Consider the following 20,632-nt stretch of genomic DNA (forward strand, 5'->3'; position numbering starts at 1 on the left):
GACAGAATAATATCTAAGTTTTGACAGGCGTTCGCAGTGCCCTGCCCGGACCTTGAGGATCGGTGGCGCCGGGGCCGCCCGATGTGCGGCCGGTGCGATGCCGCGCGTCGCGGAGCGGGCGCGGCGCTCCCCCTCGTCCACGGGCCTGTGGATGGTGAATAGCGCTTTTAAAAAAATGAGTTAGGTTGTCATACGGCCGTTGAAGCGTACCGTCAGCGTACGGGATGGTCGTACTTTCGGGAGAAGCGACAGATGTCCAAATTGTCCAACGTTTTCGTTGCCGTGGCATTGCTCGCGGGTGTGCCCGCCGCTTCGGCGCAGACCATGAATATGCCTGCGGCCAGCGCCGCGTCCCCGGCCAGCCCCTCGCCCGCCGAGATCGCCAAAGGCGCGAGCGTGCCGGCCACTCCGGTGTTCGTGGATACGGCGGCGCGGGCCAACCAGTTCGAGATCGTCACCAGTCAGGTGGCGCTGGAAAAGAGCAAGAACAAGAAGGTGCTCGCCTTCGCCAAGAAGATGGTGAAAGACCATACCAAGATCGGTAAGAATTTCGGGACCGCCTTCGGCAAGGCGAATACCGGACTGACCCTTCCGACCGGCCTCGGAGATGAGTTCGACAAGATTCTCGCCCGCCTGAAGAGCGAAGATGGCGCGACCTTCGATGCCGATTACATCGCCGTGCAGACCAAGGGTCATCAGGATGCCGTGGGCCTGTTCGCCGGCTATGCCAAGGGCGGCGACAACAAGACCCTGAAGGCATTCGCGCATAAGACGCTGCCGATCATCGAGATGCACCTGAAGATGTGCTACGAATTGGCCAAGCTGAAGCTCTGATCTGCTTGGATCCGTTCGAGATCAAAATCCGGATGACGCCCCCACCGCGTCATCCGGAACAGGCGCCACGGTTTCCCGCCAGGATGCGCCGGCGCCCGAGCCCGATCGGCTTACGCGCGGCGGCGGGCCTGGCCCGTGGACACGGGGCTTTCGGCCCACCGACGCTCCGCGATATCGGTGATCAGCGGCAGGCCGTGATCGCGCCAGAAATCGCCGTCGAACTTCACCAGGTCCGCGGCGTGCCAGAAGCCGGGCGCGGTTTCGGAAAAGTCGTCGTACTGCACATGCCAGCCGAGCGCGCGCTCTTCCGGGCTCCAGCGGGTCCGCCGCTCGGCCAGGATCTTCCGGCGGCCATGCGCCGCCGAGCGGATGGGATAATGGCGCAGGAGAAACCGATAGGGAAAGTCGACGGCGCCGGGGAATGAGGCCACATGGCCCCCGCTTGAAGCCAGATCGACCAGCTCCGGTCCTTGCAGCCACGCCTTGACCTGCTTGAAGTGCCCCGGGCGCGTGCCGAATTCGAAATGGCTGAAGGCGCTCTTGAGCGTGCCGGGCCGAAACGGCCGCGCGTCGATGGGCCGGAAGTGGATGAGATTGCTCGCCACGCGGTTCGCGCCGGCTTGGGCGGCCACATGGAGCGCTGTCGCAAGATCCAGCCCGGGGAAGGGCGAGCGGCGCAGTTCGTCCGCATCCGTATGGAGAATCCAGCGCCCCGCAAAGCCATGCGCGATCTGCGCCTTGCGCTGAAGGATCCGGCGCCATTCATAATGTTTCGCGGGCCCGTCCTGCGGGAAACGCTCGATGCGGACATGGTGCGGGTGGCGAGCGGCCAGCATGCGCAGAAGCGGCCAGGTTTCGTCGGTGGACCAATTGTCGATCGCCGCCACGTCGCAGCCTTGCTCGATCAGGTCCTCGACGACTTCGGCGATGACATCGGCCTCGTTATAGGCCGCGAGGATGGCGAGCGGGCGTTGTTGCGGCTGGGTGGCGAGCGCTGCGCGCGCGCGATCGACCGTGATGTCGTGCACCGTCACGATGGTGCGCAGCGCCCGGGCGATATTGTTGTTGATGGTATGGCCCGCATGGGTCGCCGGCAGGCCGCAGGCTTCCAGAAAGGCGATATATTCGTCGAGCGCCCATTCCCGCACATGAGCCGGATTGGCGGGCGGGCCCTTGTCGTCCGCGCCGCGCACCTTCACGCGATCGGGAGTGCTGGTGATGACGATGGCGCCGCGACGATAGCATTGCGCAAGCAAATTCAGCAGCGGCGTCGGGTCCAGGAGGTGTTCGACCACATCGGCGCAGACGACCACGGTGCTGGCGTCGGCATAGGCGGCGACCGACGCGCAACTGCGCTGGCAGAGATCGGCGTCCAGCCAGGTGCCCCAGGCCCCGAAGCGCTGGCGGCACGCGTCGATGTTCGGTCCGAAATCCACTCCGATATGCTCGCGCGCGCGCACTTGGCGCAGCTTGCGACCGTTGCCGCAGCCAATGTCCAGGATCCGCGTGCGCCCGCCCGCTTGAAGAAAATAGTCCGCCGCCTCATAGATTTCCGGCTGGTGCACGATCGTGCCGTCGAAGAACGGGGAATCGTCGAAATAATAGGACGCTGAGCGCGCCACATAATCCGCAGGCAATTGAAAGAGAGACATGCGTTCTCGCGCCTTGGGAAGGGGGCAGCGTGCCGCCGTTTCAGATGCTGGTCCGAGCGGATGTATAAATGCACGTGATGTACATGTATATATACTGTAGATGGTAATTTATTACATACGTATGTCAGTTTTGGGTGAATTTTTATTATACAACCGCAAGGTGATTATAATAATAAATGTCTATATTTTTGCAATCCCGGTGCCGGCGAGCCTCCTCGCGCCTGGAAGTGTCACCCCAGCGTCACGGCCCGTCGATAGGGAGCGTGTGAAGCTGGCGGTCCGTGGGCCGCAGGGGGGCTGAACACACATGGATCCGATCCTTCGCGTGGAAGACGTGCGCAAGTCCTTTGGCGCACACACCATTCTCAAAGGTGTCAGCTTTCAGATCGAGGAGGGCGACCTTGTCTCGATGATTGGGCCCTCGGGCTGCGGCAAATCCACCTTGCTGCGCTGCCTGAATGGGCTGGAATCCATGGATTCCGGCGTCATCGAAGCCTGCGGCGTGCGCATGGAGCGCAAGCCCGGCTCGGCCGCGCCGCTCAACGATGTGGCGCATCGGCTGCGCAAGAATGTCGGCATGGTGTTCCAGAGCTTCAACCTGTTTCCGCACAAGACGTTGCATCAGAACGTCATGATGGCGCCGATGGTGGTGAAGGGGGTGAGCCGCGACGAGGCGGCCGCCAATGCCGAGCGCCTGCTGAAGAAAGTCGGCCTGTTCGAGCAGATGGACCGCTATCCCATCAATCTATCGGGCGGCCAGCAGCAGCGCGGCGCCATCGCTCGCGCGCTCGCCATGTCGCCCAAGATCATGCTGTATGACGAGCCCACCTCCGCGCTCGATCCCGGCCTCGTGCACGAGGTGCTGGACGTGATGAAGGAGCTCGACAACGAGGGCATGACGCAGATCATCGTCACCCACGAAATGCGCTTCGCGCGCGATGCTTCCGATTACATCATCTTCATGGACAAGGGCGAGATCATCGAGATCTCGGACGAAGACGAGATCTTCGACAATCCCAAGGATCCGCGCACGCGCCAGTTCCTGCATCGTTTCGTCTGATGGCTCCGCACGACCCTTCGCCCTTCTCTCCCGCTTCGGGGATTGCCATGCGTCTTGCCCGCCTCGCCCTCTCGTCTTTGCTTCTCGCCGTTTCGCTGGCGGCGGCCGCTGTGTCCCCCGCATCGGCGCAGACCGCACCTGCGGCGCCGACCGCCGCGCGCACGCTCACCTATGGTGGCGACAGCACCAGCGGCGCGCCTTATACCTTCAAGGATCCGGCCGACCCCAATATTACGGTGGGCTTCGAAGTCGACATCATGAAGGAACTGGCGGCAAAGCTCGGCCGCAAGCCGGTGTTCATCCAGAACGACTGGAGCAATCTCATTCCCGGTCTTGATGCCGGCCTGTACGAGGCGGTGATCAACGGGCTGGAAATCACGCCCGACCACCAAGCTGTGGCGGATTTCTCGGCGCCTTACTACACCACGTTCGGCCAGATCGTGATCCGCCGCGGCGATGCGCCGATCGACAATCTGGAAGGCCTGAAGGGCAAGAAGGTCGGCACGCTCAAGTCCAGCCAGATGGAATATGTGCTGCGCAATGCCGGCGGCATCGATCTGCGCACCTATGACCAGGAGATCGACGCCTATTCCGATCTCAAGCTCAAGCGCATCGACGCCACCGTGATGGATTTCCCCATCGCGGTCTATTACGCCCAGCCCGACCGCGAGCTTCAGTTCACCGGCCAGCCGGTCGGCCGCATCGAATACGGCATCGCGCTGAAGAAGGGCGCGCATCCCGAGCTGCTGGCCGAGATCAACACCGGCCTGTCGCAGATGATGCATGACGGCTCGATGCGCACCATCCTCGATCATTGGGCGATCTGGACCCCGCTGATGGCCCAGCTCACTGGCGATCAGCGCCCGCTCCAGGCACAGCCGCTGGCCTATGATCATTTCGTCCAGGCGACCCAGCCGCAGGGCTGGAAGATGCAGCTTGAGCGCTATATGCGCTTCCTGCCCCAGCTCGGCTGGGCGGCGGTGATGACGCTGGAAATCTCCATCCTCGCCATGATCATCGCGGTCGGCCTCGGCGCAACGCTCGCCTTGTGCCGGGTGTATGGCGGCGTGCTGCTGGATCGCCTCGCCCAGGTCTATATCGAGGTGGTGCGCGGCACGCCGCTGCTGATCCAGGTATTGTTCATCTATTACGGCCTGCCCAAGGTGGGATTGCAGCTCGAACCGTTCGTCGCCGGCGTGATCGCGCTCGGCCTGAACTATGCGGCCTATGAGGCGGAAAATTATCGCGCCGGCCTGCTGGCCATTCCGCGCAACCAGATGGAAGCGGCCATCGCGCTCAACATGACAGAGCGCCAGGCGCTGCGGAACGTCATCATCCCCCAGGCGGCGCGCATCGTGCTGCCGCCCACCACCAACGACTTCATCTCGCTCATCAAGGATTCCTCCCTGGTGTCGGTGATCTCGCTGGTGGAACTGACCAAGACCTACGAGCTGATCTCCACCACTTATTATGATTATTTCGGCACCGGCCTGCTGGTGGCGGCGATCTATCTGCTCATCGGCCTGCCGTTCGTGCGGCTTGCCAAATGGGCAGAGCGCTATGCCAGCCGCGGCGTGACGCGCTCCATCGGCTGATCGCACGCCGCCTCAAAGGGACCCGCGTCAAAGGGGGTTGACGCTCATCCGTAGCGGGCGAGCGTCAATCCCTCGGTGTCGATCTCGGGCGTGCGGCGGGTGATCAGGTCGGCGAGCAGGCGCCCGGTGCCCGCCGCCATGGTCCAGCCCAGCGTGCCGTGCCCGGTGCCGAGGAAGAGGTTGGGATATTTCGCTTGCCCGAGGATGGGCGGCCCGTCCGGCGTCATGGGGCGCAGGCCGCTCCAGAAGGTGCCGGCCTTTGGATTGCCGCCGTCGGGGAACAGATCGCTGACCACGTGCTCCAGCGTTTCCCGCCGCGCATGGGGCAGCGAGAGGTCGAAACCCGCCAGTTCCGCGGTGCCGCCGATGCGGATGCGGTCACCGAGGCGGGTCACGGCCACCTTGTAGGTTTCGTCCATGACGGTGGATTCGGGCGCGCCGTCGGCGTCGGTGATCGGGACGGTGAGCGAATAGCCCTTCACCGGATAGACCGGCAGGCGGATGCCGAGCGGCCGCACCGCCTTGGGCGAATAGCTGCCGAGCGCCACCACATAGATATCGCCCCGAATGGTCCCGGCCTGGGTCTGGACGCCGGTGATGTTGGCGCCGTCATGCTCGATGGCGCGCAGCGCCCGGCCATAGGTGAACACCGCGCCCTTCTCTTCCGCCAGAGCGGCGAGCGCATTGGTGAATTTGTAGCAGTCGCCGGTCTCGTCGCCCGGCAGGCGCAGCCCGCCGGCGATCTTTTCCGCGACCCGCCCGAGCGCCGGCTCGGCGGCGATGCAGCCGGCGCGGTCCAGCAGCTCGTAAGGCACGCCGAAGCGATCGAGGATCGCCATGTCCTCGCCGGCATGGTCGAGCTGCGCCTGGGTGCGGAACATCTGCAGCGTGCCCTGCATGCGCGCGTCATAGGCGATGCCGGTCTGCTGGCGCAGGGCGATCAGGCAATCGCGGCTGTATTCGGCAAGGCGCAGCATGCGCCCCTTGTTGATCTCGTAGCGGGCATGGGTGCAATTGGTCAGCAGCCGCAGGCCGAAGGCGAGCATCGCCGGGTCGAGGCGCGGGCGGATCACCAGGGGCCGGTGCTTCATCATCAGCCATTTGATGGCCTTCAGCGGCAGGCCCGGCCCGGCCCAGGGCGCGGAATAGCCGGGCGAAACCTCCCCGGCATTGGCATAGCTGGTTTCCAGCGCGGGGCCGGACTGGCGGTCGACCACTTCCACCTCATGGCCGGCGGCCGCCAGATAATAGGCGAGGGTTACGCCGATGACGCCCGACCCCAGAATCACCACCTTCATCGTCCGGCCTCCCGCAGCCCGGCGCTGCGCGCCTGCCGCACCGCAAAATCGGATCAGACACCAAGGCGGCCCTGCCCGACAAGCGCGACGATGGAACGGCTTGCCCGGCCGGGCGGGATCGCCGCCGGCGGCGCGCCATCCGCACCGGCGCGTCGGAGTTTTCCGAGAGATGGATCTCTCCGCGCGCTCGCGTGTTCTTCCGTGCGCGGCGGTTCTCGCGAGCGCTGCGGAAGGCGGTCGTGCGGGCGGATCGCGAAAGACGGCCGGGCCGGTTGAGGCCGCGCGCGATGCGGGCGATAACTGGCCTCGCGGTCAATGGGCGCGGAGGCGGGCGCGCCGACGGAAGGGAGGTGCGGGTGTTCACAAACGCCGGGCTGCAGGGAAGCGACATCTCGGCGCTGTTCAACGCCGTGCCCAATCCCTATGTCATCCTCACGCCCGATTTCACCATCGTCGGCATGAACGACGCCTATCTGCGCGTGACCATGCGGCGGCGGGAGGACATTCTCGGCCTGTCCATGTTCGCGGCGTTTCCGAGCGATCCCGCGTCCGCGTCCAACCAGATGCTGCGGGCGTCGCTGGAGCGGGTGATCCGCAACAAAGCGCGCGACGACTTGCCCTTCATCCCCTATCCGATCCAGCGGCCCGACGGCGGGATGGAGATGCGCTATTGGAGCGCCACGCACACCCCCCTGTTCGGGCCCGACGGCAACGTCCGCCACGTGGTGCAGCACACGGTGGATGTGACCGAGCTGCACAATCTGCGGGTCAGCCTCGGCGCCACGACGCCGAGCCCGGCGCTGCTGATCGAGGGCGAGGTGTTCGACCGCGCCGAGGCGGTGCAGGAAGCCAATGCGAAGCTGCATCGCGAACGCCAGCGCTTGCAGGCCCTGTTCGAGCAGGCGCCGGCCTTCACCGCCGTGCTGCGCGGACCCGACCATCTGGTGGAACTGGCGAATGCCGCTTACCTGCGCCTCGCCGGAGGCCGGCCCCTGGTTGGGCTGACGGTGCGGGAGGCGTTCCCGGAACTTGCCGGGCAACCCGTCCTGGCTGCGCTGGATGAAGCCTATCGCACCGGAAAAGCCTTCGTCGCCCATGGCCTGTCCTTGATGCTGCGCCCAGCGCCCGGCCTGCCGCTGGAGGAGCATGTCCTCGACTTCATCTACCAGCCGGTGGTGGATGCGGACGGCTCCGTGGGCGGGATTTTCGTGCAGGGCCAGGACATCACCGAGCAGCGGCGGGCGGAAGATGCGCTGCGCAAGCTCAACGAATCCCTGGAAGCGCTGGTCGCCGAGCGCACCCGCGAGCGCGACCGTCTGTGGCGGCTCAGCGGCGATCTCATGGGCGTGTGCCGCGAGGATGGCGTCCTGGAGGCGGTGAACGGCGCCTGGAGCGATCTGCTCGGCTGGAGCGAGAGCGACCTGCTGGCCCACGGCTTCCTCGATCTGGTGCATCCCGAGGACGTGGCGGCAACCCGCGCCGCGCTCGCCCGCTCGCGCGAGGCGCCGGCCATTCCGCGCTTCGAGAACCGCTGCCGGCGCAGCGACGGCACCTATCGCGTGCTGGCCTGGACGCTGGCCGCCGACACCGGGCGCCTCTACATCGTCGGCCGCGACATGACCGACCAGCGCCTCACCGAAGAGCAATTGCGCCAGTCGCAGAAGATGGAGGCGGTGGGCCAGCTGACCGGCGGCATCGCCCATGATTTCAACAATCTGCTCCAGGGCATCACGGGTTCGCTCGATATTCTCAAGCGCCGCGTCGCGCAGGGCCGCACCGCCGAGCTGGAACGCTTCGTCGACAATGCCATGAGCTCGGCCCATCGCGCCGCCGCGTTGACCCATCGCCTGCTCGCCTTCTCCCGCCGCCAGCCGCTCGATCCCAAGGCGCTCAGGATCAATCCGCTGGTCCTCTCCATGGAAGACCTGCTGCGCCGGACCATGGGCGAGAGCATCCATCTGAACCTGGGGCTCGCCGAGGACCTGTGGTCGACCTTGTGCGACGCCAACCAGCTGGAAAATGCCATTCTCAACCTCGTCATCAACGCCCGGGACGCCATGCCCGAGGGTGGCCAACTGACGCTGGAGACCCGCAACGTCCACCTGGACGAGGGCTACGCCGCCCGCGTGCCCGGGGTGACCGCGGGCCATTATGTCTGTCTCAGCGTGAGCGACACCGGCACCGGCATGGACCCGCAGGTGATCGCGCGGGCGTTCGATCCGTTCTTCACCACCAAGCCCATCGGCCAGGGCACCGGGCTCGGACTGTCCATGATCTACGGCTTCGCCCGGCAATCGGAAGGGCAATGCCACATCTATAGCGAGGTCGGGGTCGGGACCTGCGTGAAGGTCTATCTGCCACGCCACCACGATGGCGTGCCCGAGCCCGCCGAACCGCCCGCCCCGCAGGTGCGGCAAAGCGGCGGCGCGGGGGGCGTGGTGCTGGTGGTGGAGGATGACCTGGTGGTGCGCGGGCTCATCCTGGAGGTGCTGCACGAGCTGGGATATGCCACCGTCGAGGCGGTCGACGGCCAGGCGGGCCTTGATCTGCTGAGGTCCGACCAGAGGTTTGACCTCGTGATCAGCGACATCGGCCTGCCGCGGCTCAATGGCCGGCAGATGGTGGATGCGGCGCGCGAGGCGCGGGGCGACCTGAAGGTGCTGTTCATGACCGGCTATGCGGAGACGGCCGCCGTCGCGGCGGGGTTCTTGGAGCCTGGAATGAGCATGGTGACCAAGCCGTTCGCGGTCGCCCACCTGGCGGCCCGCATCCGCGCCATGCTGGGGCAGGCGCAGCCCTGAGGACACGCGCTAAAGGTCGATGGTCAGCCGATCCTCGGCGGAGAGCGCGACGCAGGCCATGAGCGCATGGGTGCGATCCTGCGGCGACAGGAACCGGTCCCGGTGGATGGGGGTGCCCTGCGTCCATTCGATCTTGCAGGCGCCGCAAATGCCTCCGCCGCAGGAATTGGGAACGCGCACACCGTTGCGCTCCAACGCATCCAGCATGGAAACGCCCAGGGGCACGTCGATCTCCCGGCCCGAGCGGGCGAGCACCAGCGTATAGGGCAGGGCGCGCGGATCGAGCACCACGGGCGGCGGCGTGAAGCGTTCCACGTGCACCTGGTCCGCCGGCCAGTCCTGCGTTGCGGCCTCGAACGCGTCGGTCATGCCCTGCGGCCCGCAGCAGGCGACCATGACGCCGGGGCGCGGGGCGCCGAGCAGCGCGGCCAGGTCCGGCCGGGGGGCGGCGGCCGTGTCGTGGATCACCAGTTCGGCTTGGCCCGCCAGGGGCGTCAGCAGATCGGCGAGCGGCGGGGCGCCGCGCGCGAGAAGATGCAGCGTGAAATCCGTGCGCCCCTGCTTCACCAGGGCCGCCGCCGCCGACAGGAACGGCGTCACACCGATGCCGCCGGCGATGAAGATCAGGCGGCCGGCAGGAACGGGCACGCCGCCGCGCGGCACGGAGACGCCGATCTCGGTGCCCACCTGAAGCGTGTCGTGCATCTGGATCGAGCCGCCCCGCCCCTTCGGCTCGCGTTTCACGGCCACCACGTAGCGGTCGCCCTCGGTCGGCGGGTTACACAGGGAATAGGTGCGCAGGGTCCCGCCGGGCAGGCACAGGTCCACGTGCGCGCCGGGCTTGAAGCGCGGCAGGTTCCACCCCTCCGGATCCTGCAGCACGAAGCGCTTCACGCCCGCGCCGGCGGGTGTGATCTCGGTGACGACGGTGCGAATGGTCCGGCTCATGGTCAGATGTTTCGCACCAGATCGCCCACCCGCACCACACCGCCAACCAGGATGCGGCAATTGAGCCCCGAGCGGTTGATCAGGGGATCGAAGATCGCCTTGCCGGTGATCTCCTCGATATGGCGGCAGGGCACCGAGAGCCGGGTCGCCTCTAGCACCGTGTCGCCGAGCAGGAAGCGCTTGCCCACCAGATGGTTCAGCGGCACGCCCTCCACCGTCACGTTGCGCCGGTGGTCCTGCGGCTCGATCTCGATGCCGGCATCCCGCTTCAGGGCATCGAGGGTTTCGATTTCGAACAAGGTGATCTGCCGGCCTTCCTCTGGCCGGTCGGAATAAAAGCCCTCCTCGCGTCCGATCATGTAGCGGTCGCCTTCGATTCCCTTGCCCGGAACAAGGGTGATCTCGTTCATCGCGCGCATGGGCAGGAAGGCGCGGGCGGTGATGTGCAGGCACCGGACGACGCCGGTGAAGGTGGTGAGCGGGGCGCTCGAGGCGAGCGTGGTATCGCTGGCAAGCATGGAAGATCCTCGGTTTCGCTGGGAAGGGCCCCGGCGTGCCGGAGCCCGGGCGGCCGCTGGAGGGCCGGAGCGCTGGGCGCGGTCAGGTCATCGCCTTGTTGGCGGTTTCCGGGGCCATGAAGGTGGCGAAGGTGGTGATGAGGCCGCACACGATCAGATAGACCGAGATCGGCCAGGTGGCCCCGCCGCTCCAGGCCATGAGCGAGGCGGCGATGAAGGGGGTGAGGCCGCCGGAGATGGCCGCGCCGATCTGGAACCCGAGCGAGGCGCCGCTGTAGCGCAGGCGCGCCTCGAACAATTCCGAATAGAACGGCGCGCCGATGCCGAACATCACCATCTGGCCGAACGAGATGGCCACCACCACGGTGAGCGACACGATCAGTGGATCCCGGGTTTCCAGCAGCGCGAACATGGGGAAGGCGAACCCCATGCAGAACAGGCAGCTGAGATAGAACATGGTCTTGCGCCCCCATTTGTCGGACAGCCAGCCGAAGAAGGGGATCGAGAACAGGGCGATGAAGGAGGACAGCATCACCCCGTTCAGGATGGTGCTGCGCGACATGCCCAGCGTCTGCGTCGCATAGGAGATGACGAACACGCCGGCGATGGAGGCATAGGAGATTTCGGCGATCTTCAGCCCGACCGCGGTGAAGAACGGGCGGCGATGATATTTGAAGATCTCGACGATCGGCATCTGCGCCACTTCGCGCTTGGCCTGCAACTGGCGGAACGCGGGGGTCTCTTCGAGCCGCAGGCGGATGAACAGGCCGACGCCGATGAGCACGATCGAGAGCAGGAACGGCACGCGCCAGCCCCAGCTGAGGAAATCCGCGTCGGGCATTTGCGAGACCACGGCGAAGATGCCGAGGGCGGCGAGGTTGCCGATGGGATTTCCCACCTGGACCATGGAGCCGAACAGGCCGCGCCGATGCGCCGGCGCATTCTCCACCACCATGAGCACCGCGCCGCCCCACTCGCCGCCGATGCCGATGCCTTGAATGAAGCGCAGGGCCACCAGCAAGGCCGGCGCCGCGACGCCGACCTGGGCATAGGTGGGCAGTAGGCCGATGAGGAAGGTGCCGAGCCCCATGATGACGATGGTGGTGGCAAGCATGGCCTTGCGGCCGAGCTTGTCGCCGTAATGGCCGAAGATGGCGGCGCCGAGCGGGCGGGCCAGGAAGCCAACGGCATAAGTGCCGAAGGCGGCGATGGTGGCGAGGGCCGGCTCGGCCACGGAGAAGAACAGCTTGTTAAAGACCAGCGCGGTCGCCACCGCATAGATCAGGAAGTCGTACCACTCCACCGCCGTGCCGATGACCGACGACCAGATGATGCGGCGAAGGCTGGAGGGCGACGAGACTGCGGCGGGAGCCGCCATATGTTCGGTGATGGCCATGTTAATCCCCACGATGGAAGGTTAGTCTTCACCAGGACGCACGTTCCCGTTCCCCGTCCGGCTTCTGTGTCCGGGCGTGGCGTGTCGATGGCGGGCAGCAGCGCGGCGGGGCGCTGCGGCGGGAGGTTCAGGCTGGCAGGGCCGCGATGACGGCGATTTCCACCTTGATCCCCGGATTGGCGAGGCGGCTTTCGATGCAGGCCCGAGCGGGCGGCTCGGCCGGCACCCAGGCGTCCCACACCGTGTTGAAGGCGGCGAAGTCCGAAATATCCGGCAGCCAGACGGTGGCTGAGAGCAGGCGGGACTTGTCGGTGCCCGCTTCCGCCAGGATCGCGTCGATCTTGGCCAGCACCTGAATCGCCTGGGCTTCCACGCCCACCGAGAGATCGTCGGGCACCTGGCCCGCGAGATAGGCGATGCCGCCGAACACCGTGGCGGCGCTGAGCCGCTTGCCGACGCCGATATGCTTGATCATGAGGCCACCTTCAGGTCAGCCGCGACCGGCGCCTTGCCGAGCGCGCGGGCGATGGTGTCGTCCAGCATGGCGAGGCGGTCCTGTCCCCAGAAGCCCTCGCCGCGGAACACGTAGAAGGGGGCGCCGAACATGCCGGATTCCACGGCGCGATCGGTGTTCTGGTAATAGCCTTCCGCCGCCGCCTTGCCCTTCGAGTGTTCAAGGATCGCCGCGCCGTCAAGCCCGAGGTCGGAGGCGATGGAAACCAGCGTCGCCTCGTCCTCGATGTCGCGCTCCTCGACCCACAGGGCGGTCATGATGGCGTGGATCAGATCGTGCGGGGGCATGCCCATTTGGATCGCCGCGATGGCGAAGCGCGAGGGGATCTCCACCGACTGGGTCATGTATTTCGGCTCGAGATTGATCGGCATGCCGAGGATGTCGCGGAAGCGCCGCATCTCGAGGAAGCGGTAATCGCGCCTTTCCTTGGAGCGGAGCGGCAGCTTGATGCCGCCGGTGCGGGCATAGACCGCGCCGATATCGACCGGATAATAATTCACCGGCAGGCCGTAGCGCTCCGCCATGTCTTTCAGGCGCGGGTTGCCGAAATAGGCCCAGTCGGAATTGATCCAGAAATAATAGTCGATGGCGTCCGAAGTGGTGTCGCTCATGAGCGTTCTCCGAGGGATCAGCGTTCGTTGAATTGCGGGGACCAGCGCAGGAGGCGCCGTTCCACGCGCTCGGCGAGGGTGACCAGGCAGATCCCCGACAGGCCGAGAACCGTGATGGCCGCGAACATCTCGCTGGCGTTGAGGGTCGAGAGGGAGGAGACGATCAGATAGCCCATGCCCGTGGTCGTGCCGACGAACTCCGCGATCACCACGCCCACCAGCGAGAAGGAGATGGCGTTGGGCAAGGCGGCGAAGGTCCAGGCGAGCGCGCTTGGAACGCGCACGTTCCAGAGGATCTGGCGCGGTGAGGCGCCAAGCGTGCGGCAGAACTGGAGGATGTGGGCCTCCACCGACAAGGAGCCCTTGAAGGTGTTGAAGAAGATGAGGAAGAACACCACGAACCAGACCGTGACCACCTTCGCCACCAGGCCGAGCCCGAACATCATGGTGATCAGCGGCACCATGGCGATGCGGGGCAGGGAATTGCAGCAGACGATGAAGGGGTTCAGCGTCCGCGCGAGAATGGGATTCTGACTGAGGATGAGGCCGGCGGCGAAGCCGGTGACGCCCGCCACCGCGAGGCCCAGCAGCGTTGCGCCGAGGGTCGAGGCGAGGTGCGGGAACAGGAAGCCGGCCTGGGCGCCGAAGGTCCACGACCACAATTGCTCGGCGATGAGCGAGGGGCGGCTGATGAAGAACGGATCCAGGAACGTGTTCTTGATCAGATACGGCACCCGCGTCAGCCCCTCCCACAGGCCGAGGAACAGGGCGAGCAGCGCCAGCTGATAGAGCCGAACGCGCGTGGTTTCGCCGAACCGCGGGTCCCGGTGGGGGCGGGCGGGCTGCGCGAGCTGCGCGTTGACGCTCTCCATGACGCGACTCATGCTGCGGCTCCGATCACGCCCTGGGTGCCATCCGGGGTGCGCTGGTATTCACGCCCGAGCACGGCCCAGATGGCCTTGAGGTGCTGGCTGAAGGCGTCCGTCTCGCGCACCGTGTAGGGATCGCGGGGATGGGGAATGTCGATGCGATGGTCGAGCAGGACCCGGCTCGGCGGACCCGACAGGACGATCACCCGATCCGCCAGCGCCACCGCCTCGTCGAGGTCGTGGGTCACCATGACGATGGTCTGGTTCAATTGCCGCCAGATCTCGTGCAGTTCGCGATGTAGGTTGATCTTGGTGTGGGAATCGAGCGCGCCGAACGGTTCGTCCAGCAGCAGCACGCGGGGATCGCATGCTAGCGTCATCAGCAGTGCCGTGCGCTGCCGCATGCCGCCGGAGATCTGGTAGGGATAATAATGCGCGTAGGGCTCAAGCTTGGCGAGCTTGAGCAGGCTCTTCACCTTGGCCGCGATCTGGTCGGGCTGGAGATGCGCGAAGCGCGGTCCGAGGCCGACATTCTGCTCCACCGTCAGCCAGGGCAGCACTGTGTCCTTCTGGAACAGATAGCCCAGTCCCTGGGGGACCGTTCCCGGCAGCACCGGCATGCCGTCGAGGGTGATCGTGCCGGCGGTCGCCGGCTGGAAGCCGGCGATCATATTGAGCAAGGTGCTTTTCCCGCAGCCCGATGGACCCACGAGGCACACGAACTCTCCCTGCGCGATATCGAGCGAGACGCTGCCGATCGCGGTGTGCCGGGTGCTCTTGGAGCTATAGGTCTTGCCGACCGCGTCCAGGCGGATCATCACCCGCATCACGCTTTCCCCCGGGCCTTGAGGACGAAGGAATTGTCCACCTGGTCCGCGAACTTCGCGCGGGCCGCAAGATCCGCGGAGGGATACATCCGGCCATCGCCCATCAAGCTCATGAGGTTGGCATAGGCCTCCGGCGTATAGGTGTTTTCGAAGTTCCAGGTGGTCTTGAACTTCTTCACCGCCTCGACGAGGGCGGGCAGCGAGGCGCCGGGCAGGAAGTCGGATTTCACCAGTTCCGCCACGTCCTCGGGGGAGGCGGACTTCACATAGTCCGTGCCCTTCACGAGGCCGTTCACCAGCATCTGCACTTCGGCGCGCTTTTCTTCGAGGGTGTCCTTGAGCACATAGACGCCCACGCCCGGCAGGTCGCCCTTGAAGGAGGCGTTCCATTCGGCGCTGTCGTAGGAGCGGAAGATGGGGACGCCCCAGCCCTCCGCCTCGGCCGCATCCAGCATGGCGAAGGACGCGATGCAGCCGTCGACGGACCCGGCCTTCACCGCGCCGAGCATGGTGGTGAAGTCGCCGAGCGGGCGGAAGTCCACCTTGCCCTTCAAGCCCGCGGCCTCGGTGATGGCGACGCCGAGCAGCCAGGTCAGCGACTGGGGCTGGGTGACGCCGATCTTCTTCCCGGCGAGATCCTTCACGCTGCGCACGCCGGCATCATAGGCCGCCTTGCTGACGAGGATGTTGGCCAGCGCCGGCCGCCGCTCCAGCGAGCACACCAGCACGGACGGCTTGCCGGCCATGGTCAAAGCGACGGCGTCGCTGGACCCGGTGCAGGCGGCGAACACCTGCCCGGCGGACAGCATTTGCTTGGTCCGCGGGCCGCTCTGGGAGTTGAGATGCTCCACATCGAGGCCGGCTTCGGCGAAATAGCCCTTCTTCAGGGCGGCGTAGATGAAGGCATAGCTGGCATCGAGGCTCGCCACGCCGAACGTGACGTGCGGAGCCGCCCAGACCCGCCGCGGGAGCAAGGAAACGCCGGCGCCGAGGGCGGCCAGGCTGAGGACATGGCGGCGGGTGAAAGATGTGTCGGCCATACGGGTCCCCTGGGGTTATTGTTAGCTGCGAGCCACTCGCAAACACAAACAAGTTTACCCTCAGAAATCAATAGCCGCTAAATGATGCATATAAGGCATGCGCCCAAAAAAGCGGCACAGGCAGGTCGCGTGCCGCAGTGTTGGCCACAATTTTGAGGATTTGCACATCTCGCGGGAAAACCCAGGCGCAAATTTCCGCACAAGATCGTGTTTCCCGGTGGAAAAATTTCGTCGGTCCGCTTATGGCTTTCGCCTTGGCCGGGCCTCGGCGCGGTAGCGGGCAGGGAGACCAGTGGTGCTGGACGTCAGCCGGGCGGATCGCCTTGGCCCTAATCTGCGGGAATTGCGCCACGCGCGCGGCTTCACGCTGGACCAACTCGCAGGCCTGAGCCGGTTGACACGCGGGTATCTTTCCCTCGTCGAGCGCGGGTTGAAGACACCCTCCGTCACCGCCCTGCTGCGCCTTGCGGACGCGCTCGGCGTGAATATCGCCCAGCTGTTCGATCCCAATGCCGACCCGGCGCCGCGCTATACGCTGCACCGTTCCGGCGAGGGGCCGGCACCGCACATGGATGGCGCCTTCGGCCTCGTGCCGCTGGCGGCGGGACGGGCACGCAAGATGATGGAACCGTTCCTCATGACGCCGTCCATCGTGCCCCTGCAGAAGACCGGGCCGCGCTGGGAGCATGGCGGCGAGGAGATGCTGTTCGTCGTCAGCGGCCGCATCGCGGTCAATCTCGGTGCCGACGAACTGACCATGGAAAAAGGCGATTGCCTTTATTTCTCCGGCGAGATCAAGCATGAGGTGCGCAGCCTCGGCCGGCAGAAGGCCGAGGTGCTGGTGGTCATGGCATTGCCCCTCGACGGTCCGGCTTCGCGCGCGTCCTGAGGCGGCCTGCGGGCCGGCAGCTCCGCCCCGCTTCGCCCTGGATGGTCCATGTCCCTGCTTGCCCGCACCTCCACCGTCACGGCCGCGACACTCGGCTCGCGGGTGATGGGCTTTGCCCGCGATGCCGGCACGGCCGCCGTGCTGGGCGCGGGTCCGGCGGCGGATGCCCTCATGGCCGCGCTCTCCCTGCCGCTGCTGGCGCGCCGCCTTTTGGCGGAAGGCGCGTTCAACGCCGCCTTCCTGCCCGGCCTTTCGGCGGCGCAGGCGCGCGGCGGAGATGCGGCGGGCGATGCGCTCTCGCGCGCGGTGCTGATCCTCCTGGTGCTGCTGCTCCTGGTGTTGGCCGGGCTCGGCGCACTGTTCATGCCGGTTCTGATCGGCGTGCTCGCGCCCGGGTTCGGGCTCGGGGGCGAGCGGGCGGACCTTGCAATCGCCTGCGGGCGGATCGCGCTGCTCTATCTGCCCTTGGCGGCCGGGGCGGCGGTGTTCGGCGGCATCGCGAACGCCGGTGGGCGGGTGTTCTTGCCGGCGCTGGCACCGGGGCTCGCCAATGCCGTGGTGCTCTGCGTGATCCTTTATCTCGTGCTCTCGACCGACATGGCGACGGGGACGGCGGCGGTGCTGGTCGCCATGGCCCAGGTTGCGGCGGGTATCGCCCAGCTCGCGCTGATGAAGCTGGCGAGCCTTGGCGCGCCGGGCGCGCCCGCAGGCGCGAGACATCCGCCGGACTGGCGCGGCGCCCGCTCCGTGTTGCGCGCCTGCGCGCCCGCTTTGCTGTTCGCCGGCCTCTCCCAATTCCGCCTGCTGATCGCGGCGGCTACGGTCTCCGCCTTGCCGGGCGCGGTGGCAGCGCTGAATTATGCCCAGCGCCTCGTGGACCTGCCGCTCGGCCTCGTCGGCGCCAGCGCCGGGGCGGTGCTGGTGCCGCTGCTGGCGGCGGGCGGCGGGGGCAGGGGGCGCCATGCCAGCGGCGCCAGCCTTGCCGCGCTCGCGCTCGCCTTGCCGGCGGGCACCGGGCTCGCCGTGCTGGCGCAGCCCATCGTGGCCGTGCTCTACCAGCGCGGCAGCTTCGATGCGGAAGATGCGCGCCTCACGGCGCTGCTGCTGGCCGCGCTCGCCTTCTCCCTGCCGGCGCAGGGGCTGGAGCGGGTGCTGTCCGCCACCGCGCTCACCCATGGCATGACGCGGACCGTGGAGCGCGTGGGCCTCGCCTCGCTGCTCGCCTGCGCGCTCGCCTGCATCGGCCTCGGCGCCGCCTTCGGCCCGGCGGGGGCGGCGAGCGGGGTTGCGGTCTCGGCGGTGCTGAGCGCGCTGACCATTGGCGCCCTGCTGGCGCGCGCCGGCCATCTGCATGTGGATGGCGCGCTCGCCCGCGCCGTCGCCGGGCTCGCCGGTGGGTGCGTGCTGATGGCGCTGGTGGTCGGCGCCCTCGCGCAGGTCTGGCCGCATCCCGGTGCGGGCACATTCGCCGCTTTGGCGCGGCTCGTGGTGCTGGTGGGGGCGGGGATGCTCAGCTATGGCGCGGTCGCGCTGCTGGTGCGCCGTTCCGTGGCCCGCGCCGACTGAGCCGTCTTTCAACCTTCGCCCGAATGGCCTTAGGTGTTCCCAGCCCGAAGGAGTGCATTCATGGTTGAGCCTGTTCCCGCCACCGAGACCGCCCCCGCTTCCGCCCCGCCCTGCCGCTTCTTCGCTTATGCCACCGCCGACGGGCTCGCCTTGTTCGGCCGCGAGTGGGGCACTGCGGGCGAGGATCTCCCGGTGGTCTGCCTGCCGGGCGTGACGCGCAATTCGCGTGATTTCGAAGCTTTGGCCGGGGCGCTGGTGGCGCGCGGGCGGCGTGTCGTGGGGCTGGATTTCCGTGGCCGCGGCGGCTCCGCCTTCGGGCCCGTCGCCACCTATACCCCGCTCCAGGAGGCGATGGACACGATCGCCGCGCTCGCATCCCTCGGCATTGCCCGCGCGATCTTCATCGGCACCTCGCGCGGCGGGCTGGTGATGATGGTGCTCTCCCAGCTGCGCCCCGATCTGATGGCGGCGGCGGTACTGAACGACATCGGCCCGGTGATCGAGAAGGCCGGCCTTGCCCGCATCTCCGGCTATGTGGGCGTGCCGACTTTCACCGACTGGCCCTCCACCGTCGCGCGTCTGAAGGCCAGCCAGGGCTTCCTGTTTCCGAGCCTCGACGATGCCGGGTGGGAGCGCTTCGCCCGCCAGATCTATCGCGACGATGCCGGCACGCCGGCCCTCGCCTATGACCCGGCGCTCGCCGTCGCCTTCAAGGCCTTCGATCCCAAGGCCGAACTGCCGGACATGTGGCCGGGGTTCGAGGCCATGAAGGATATTCCGGTCATGGTGGTGCACGGCGCGCTGTCCGACATTCTCAGCACCGATACGGTGGCGCAGATGGCGGCGCGCCATCCCGGCCTTGCCGTCCACACCGTGGGGGACGAGGGTCATGCGCCGCTGCTCTGGGACGCGGCGACCCAGGAGGCCATCGGCGGCTTCATCGACGCGGCAAATCCGCCCCGCTGAGCGTTCCTTCCCCGCGCAGCGTGGCGCTTGCCCGCCGGGCAGCTTGCGCGGCGCGGCGGCGGGTGGCATGAGGCGCGCTTCGTCTTCGCGCGCGGCCGTCCGGCCGCTGCGCTGTCATGTCTGACGGCGGTGCCTTGGCACGCCGGTCTTCGGGAGGTCGCCATGGCGGCGGTCGCGGAACGCGTCTTTTCCGGTGTGCAGCCCACCGGCAACCTGCATCTGGGCAATTATCTCGGCGCCATCAAGCGCTTCGTCGCCCTGCAGGACAGCCATGACTGCATCTATTGCGTGGTCGATCTGCACGCCATCACCGTGTGGCAGGACCCGGAAGAGCTGAAGCGCCACACGCGCGAGGTCACCGCCGCCTTCATCGCCTGCGGCATCGACCCCAAGCGCCATATCGTGTTCAACCAGAGCCAGGTGTCCGGCCATGCGGAACTGGCCTGGATCTTCAATTGCGTCGCCCGCATGGGCTGGCTCAACCGTATGACGCAGTTCAAGGAAAAGGCCGGCAAGGACCGCGAGAACGTGTCGCTGGGCCTGTTCGCCTATCCAAGCCTGATGGCCGCCGACATCCTGCTCTACAAGGCCACCCATGTGCCGGTGGGCGAGGACCAGAAGCAGCATCTGGAACTGACGCGCGACATCGCCCAAAAGTTCAACGTGGATTTCGCCGCTTCCATCGCCGCCAATGGCCATGGGGAGGGCTATTTCCCGCTCACCGAGCCGCTCATCGCCGGCCCCGCCACCCGCGTCATGAGCCTGCGCGACGGTTCCAAGAAGATGTCCAAGTCCGATCCCTCGGACTTTTCCCGCATCAATCTCACCGACGACAAGGATGCCATCGCCGGCAAGGTGCGCAAGGCCAAGACCGATCCCGAGCCGCTGCCCTCCGAGGAAGCCGGGCTCAAGGCGCGTCCCGAGGCGGACAATCTGGTGGGCATCTATGCCGCGCTCGCCGACGGCACTAAGCAAGGCGTGCTGGATGAATATGGCGGCGGGCAATTCTCTGCCTTCAAGGCGGCGCTGGTGGATCTCGCGGTGGACAAGCTCGGCCCCATCGCCGGGGAGATGCAGCGCCTGATGGCCGATACCAGTGCCATCGACGCCATACTCACCGACGGCGCGGCCCGCGCGCGGGTGATCGCCGACCAGACGATCCGCGACGTGAAGGACATCGTGGGCATGGTGCGGGGCTGAGCGGTTCCCCGCGACGCCGGGGGCTTCGCGCCCGGCGTCGCGTGCTTT

18 protein-coding genes are annotated in these 20,632 nt (G+C 66.8%); 8 read left to right on the top strand and 10 right to left on the bottom strand.

What is annotated here, in order from left to right; translation table 11 throughout:
- The first annotated feature begins 252 nt into the window (after window positions 1-252).
- The gene (locus tag V5F78_RS01710) at window positions 253-834 is read left to right on the top strand and encodes a DUF4142 domain-containing protein (RefSeq protein WP_394068877.1); all 582 of its coding nucleotides are present in this window, start codon (window positions 253-255) and stop codon (window positions 832-834) included.
- Between the two features lie 110 nt (window positions 835-944).
- Here V5F78_RS01710 and V5F78_RS01715 read toward each other — a convergent pair whose 3' ends face one another.
- Window positions 945-2,486 carry a methyltransferase domain-containing protein gene (locus V5F78_RS01715; RefSeq protein ID WP_394068878.1) on the bottom strand — a complete coding sequence of 514 codons (1,542 nt, stop codon included), beginning with the start codon at window positions 2,484-2,486 and terminating at the stop codon, window positions 945-947.
- 307 nt (window positions 2,487-2,793) lie between these two features.
- On the opposite strand from V5F78_RS01715, the gene V5F78_RS01720 reads away from it, so the two are divergent.
- Window positions 2,794-3,546, top strand: a complete 753-nt coding sequence (locus V5F78_RS01720; protein WP_394068880.1) for an amino acid ABC transporter ATP-binding protein — start codon at window positions 2,794-2,796, stop codon at window positions 3,544-3,546.
- Window positions 3,547-3,593: 47 nt separating this feature from the next.
- Window positions 3,594-5,141: an ABC transporter substrate-binding protein/permease gene (locus V5F78_RS01725; RefSeq protein WP_394068882.1), complete on the top strand. Its 1,548-nt coding sequence runs from the start codon at window positions 3,594-3,596 to the stop codon at window positions 5,139-5,141.
- A gap of 44 nt (window positions 5,142-5,185) precedes the next feature.
- Here V5F78_RS01725 and V5F78_RS01730 read toward each other — a convergent pair whose 3' ends face one another.
- Entirely contained in the window at window positions 5,186-6,439 is a 1,254-nt protein-coding gene (locus tag V5F78_RS01730; RefSeq protein WP_394068884.1) for a D-amino acid dehydrogenase, read from the bottom strand.
- Window positions 6,440-6,795: 356 nt separating this feature from the next.
- Here V5F78_RS01730 and V5F78_RS01735 point away from each other — a divergent pair, with 356 nt between their 5' ends.
- Window positions 6,796-9,240 (top strand): PAS domain-containing protein, encoded by a 2,445-nt coding sequence (locus V5F78_RS01735; protein WP_394068886.1) that lies wholly within the window; start codon window positions 6,796-6,798, stop codon window positions 9,238-9,240.
- 9 nt (window positions 9,241-9,249) lie between these two features.
- Here V5F78_RS01735 and V5F78_RS01740 read toward each other — a convergent pair whose 3' ends face one another.
- The 8 genes from V5F78_RS01740 to V5F78_RS01775 form a co-directional block, all read right to left on the bottom strand.
- On the bottom strand, window positions 9,250-10,188 hold the full coding sequence (locus tag V5F78_RS01740) for a PDR/VanB family oxidoreductase (RefSeq protein ID WP_394068887.1): 939 nt from the start codon (window positions 10,186-10,188) through the stop codon (window positions 9,250-9,252).
- A 2-nt stretch (window positions 10,189-10,190) separates the two neighbouring features.
- Window positions 10,191-10,706: an MOSC domain-containing protein gene (locus V5F78_RS01745; protein ID WP_394068889.1), complete on the bottom strand. Its 516-nt coding sequence runs from the start codon at window positions 10,704-10,706 to the stop codon at window positions 10,191-10,193.
- An 82-nt stretch (window positions 10,707-10,788) separates the two neighbouring features.
- Window positions 10,789-12,102 carry an MFS transporter gene (locus tag V5F78_RS01750; RefSeq protein WP_394068891.1) on the bottom strand — a complete coding sequence of 438 codons (1,314 nt, stop codon included), beginning with the start codon at window positions 12,100-12,102 and terminating at the stop codon, window positions 10,789-10,791.
- Window positions 12,103-12,229: 127 nt separating this feature from the next.
- Entirely contained in the window at window positions 12,230-12,577 is a 348-nt protein-coding gene (locus tag V5F78_RS01755; RefSeq protein WP_394068893.1) for a RidA family protein, read from the bottom strand.
- Entirely contained in the window at window positions 12,574-13,227 is a 654-nt protein-coding gene (locus tag V5F78_RS01760) for a 2-hydroxychromene-2-carboxylate isomerase (protein ID WP_394068895.1), read from the bottom strand. Before V5F78_RS01760 ends, V5F78_RS01755 begins: the two co-directional genes overlap by 4 nt.
- A 17-nt stretch (window positions 13,228-13,244) precedes the next feature.
- Window positions 13,245-14,111 (bottom strand): ABC transporter permease, encoded by an 867-nt coding sequence (locus V5F78_RS01765; protein ID WP_394068896.1) that lies wholly within the window; start codon window positions 14,109-14,111, stop codon window positions 13,245-13,247.
- Entirely contained in the window at window positions 14,108-14,923 is an 816-nt protein-coding gene (locus V5F78_RS01770; RefSeq protein WP_394068898.1) for an ABC transporter ATP-binding protein, read from the bottom strand. Before V5F78_RS01770 ends, V5F78_RS01765 begins: the two co-directional genes overlap by 4 nt.
- The gene (locus tag V5F78_RS01775; RefSeq protein WP_394068900.1) at window positions 14,923-15,963 is read right to left on the bottom strand and encodes an ABC transporter substrate-binding protein; all 1,041 of its coding nucleotides are present in this window, start codon (window positions 15,961-15,963) and stop codon (window positions 14,923-14,925) included. The genes V5F78_RS01770 and V5F78_RS01775 overlap by 1 nt, the downstream gene beginning before the upstream one ends.
- Before the next feature lie 295 nt (window positions 15,964-16,258).
- On the opposite strand from V5F78_RS01775, the gene V5F78_RS01780 reads away from it, so the two are divergent.
- The 4 genes from V5F78_RS01780 to trpS all read left to right on the top strand — a co-directional run bounded on the left by V5F78_RS01780 (window position 16,259) and on the right by trpS (window position 20,584).
- On the top strand, window positions 16,259-16,852 hold the full coding sequence (locus tag V5F78_RS01780) for a helix-turn-helix domain-containing protein (protein ID WP_394068902.1): 594 nt from the start codon (window positions 16,259-16,261) through the stop codon (window positions 16,850-16,852).
- 48 nt (window positions 16,853-16,900) lie between these two features.
- Window positions 16,901-18,418 (top strand): murein biosynthesis integral membrane protein MurJ, encoded by a 1,518-nt coding sequence (murJ, locus tag V5F78_RS01785; RefSeq protein WP_394068904.1) that lies wholly within the window; start codon window positions 16,901-16,903, stop codon window positions 18,416-18,418.
- A gap of 60 nt (window positions 18,419-18,478) precedes the next feature.
- Entirely contained in the window at window positions 18,479-19,384 is a 906-nt protein-coding gene (locus V5F78_RS01790; RefSeq protein WP_394068906.1) for an alpha/beta fold hydrolase, read from the top strand.
- A 162-nt stretch (window positions 19,385-19,546) separates the two neighbouring features.
- Window positions 19,547-20,584: a tryptophan--tRNA ligase gene (trpS, locus tag V5F78_RS01795; RefSeq protein ID WP_394068908.1), complete on the top strand. Its 1,038-nt coding sequence runs from the start codon at window positions 19,547-19,549 to the stop codon at window positions 20,582-20,584.
- Window positions 20,585-20,632: the final 48 nt, after the last annotated feature.

This window comes from Roseixanthobacter glucoisosaccharinicivorans (assembly GCF_043195095.2).
GTDB lineage: Bacteria > Pseudomonadota > Alphaproteobacteria > Rhizobiales > Xanthobacteraceae > NCEH01.

Excerpts from the sequence above, each read along its gene's own strand:
- V5F78_RS01710 (WP_394068877.1), top strand. The coding sequence starts at position 253 with ATGTCCAAATTGTCCAACGTTTTCGTTGCCGTGGCATTGCTCGCGGGT.
- V5F78_RS01715 (WP_394068878.1), bottom strand. The coding sequence starts at position 2,486 with ATGTCTCTCTTTCAATTGCCTGCGGATTATGTGGCGCGCTCAGCGTCC.
- V5F78_RS01720 (WP_394068880.1), top strand. The coding sequence starts at position 2,794 with ATGGATCCGATCCTTCGCGTGGAAGACGTGCGCAAGTCCTTTGGCGCA.
- V5F78_RS01725 (WP_394068882.1), top strand. The coding sequence starts at position 3,594 with ATGCGTCTTGCCCGCCTCGCCCTCTCGTCTTTGCTTCTCGCCGTTTCG.
- V5F78_RS01730 (WP_394068884.1), bottom strand. The coding sequence starts at position 6,439 with ATGAAGGTGGTGATTCTGGGGTCGGGCGTCATCGGCGTAACCCTCGCC.
- V5F78_RS01740 (WP_394068887.1), bottom strand. The coding sequence starts at position 10,188 with ATGAGCCGGACCATTCGCACCGTCGTCACCGAGATCACACCCGCCGGC.
- V5F78_RS01745 (WP_394068889.1), bottom strand. The coding sequence starts at position 10,706 with ATGCTTGCCAGCGATACCACGCTCGCCTCGAGCGCCCCGCTCACCACC.
- V5F78_RS01750 (WP_394068891.1), bottom strand. The coding sequence starts at position 12,102 with ATGGCCATCACCGAACATATGGCGGCTCCCGCCGCAGTCTCGTCGCCC.
- V5F78_RS01755 (WP_394068893.1), bottom strand. The coding sequence starts at position 12,577 with ATGATCAAGCATATCGGCGTCGGCAAGCGGCTCAGCGCCGCCACGGTG.
- V5F78_RS01760 (WP_394068895.1), bottom strand. The coding sequence starts at position 13,227 with ATGAGCGACACCACTTCGGACGCCATCGACTATTATTTCTGGATCAAT.
- V5F78_RS01765 (WP_394068896.1), bottom strand. The coding sequence starts at position 14,111 with ATGAGTCGCGTCATGGAGAGCGTCAACGCGCAGCTCGCGCAGCCCGCC.
- V5F78_RS01770 (WP_394068898.1), bottom strand. The coding sequence starts at position 14,923 with ATGCGGGTGATGATCCGCCTGGACGCGGTCGGCAAGACCTATAGCTCC.
- V5F78_RS01775 (WP_394068900.1), bottom strand. The coding sequence starts at position 15,963 with ATGGCCGACACATCTTTCACCCGCCGCCATGTCCTCAGCCTGGCCGCC.
- murJ (WP_394068904.1), top strand. The coding sequence starts at position 16,901 with ATGTCCCTGCTTGCCCGCACCTCCACCGTCACGGCCGCGACACTCGGC.
- V5F78_RS01790 (WP_394068906.1), top strand. The coding sequence starts at position 18,479 with ATGGTTGAGCCTGTTCCCGCCACCGAGACCGCCCCCGCTTCCGCCCCG.
- trpS (WP_394068908.1), top strand. The coding sequence starts at position 19,547 with ATGGCGGCGGTCGCGGAACGCGTCTTTTCCGGTGTGCAGCCCACCGGC.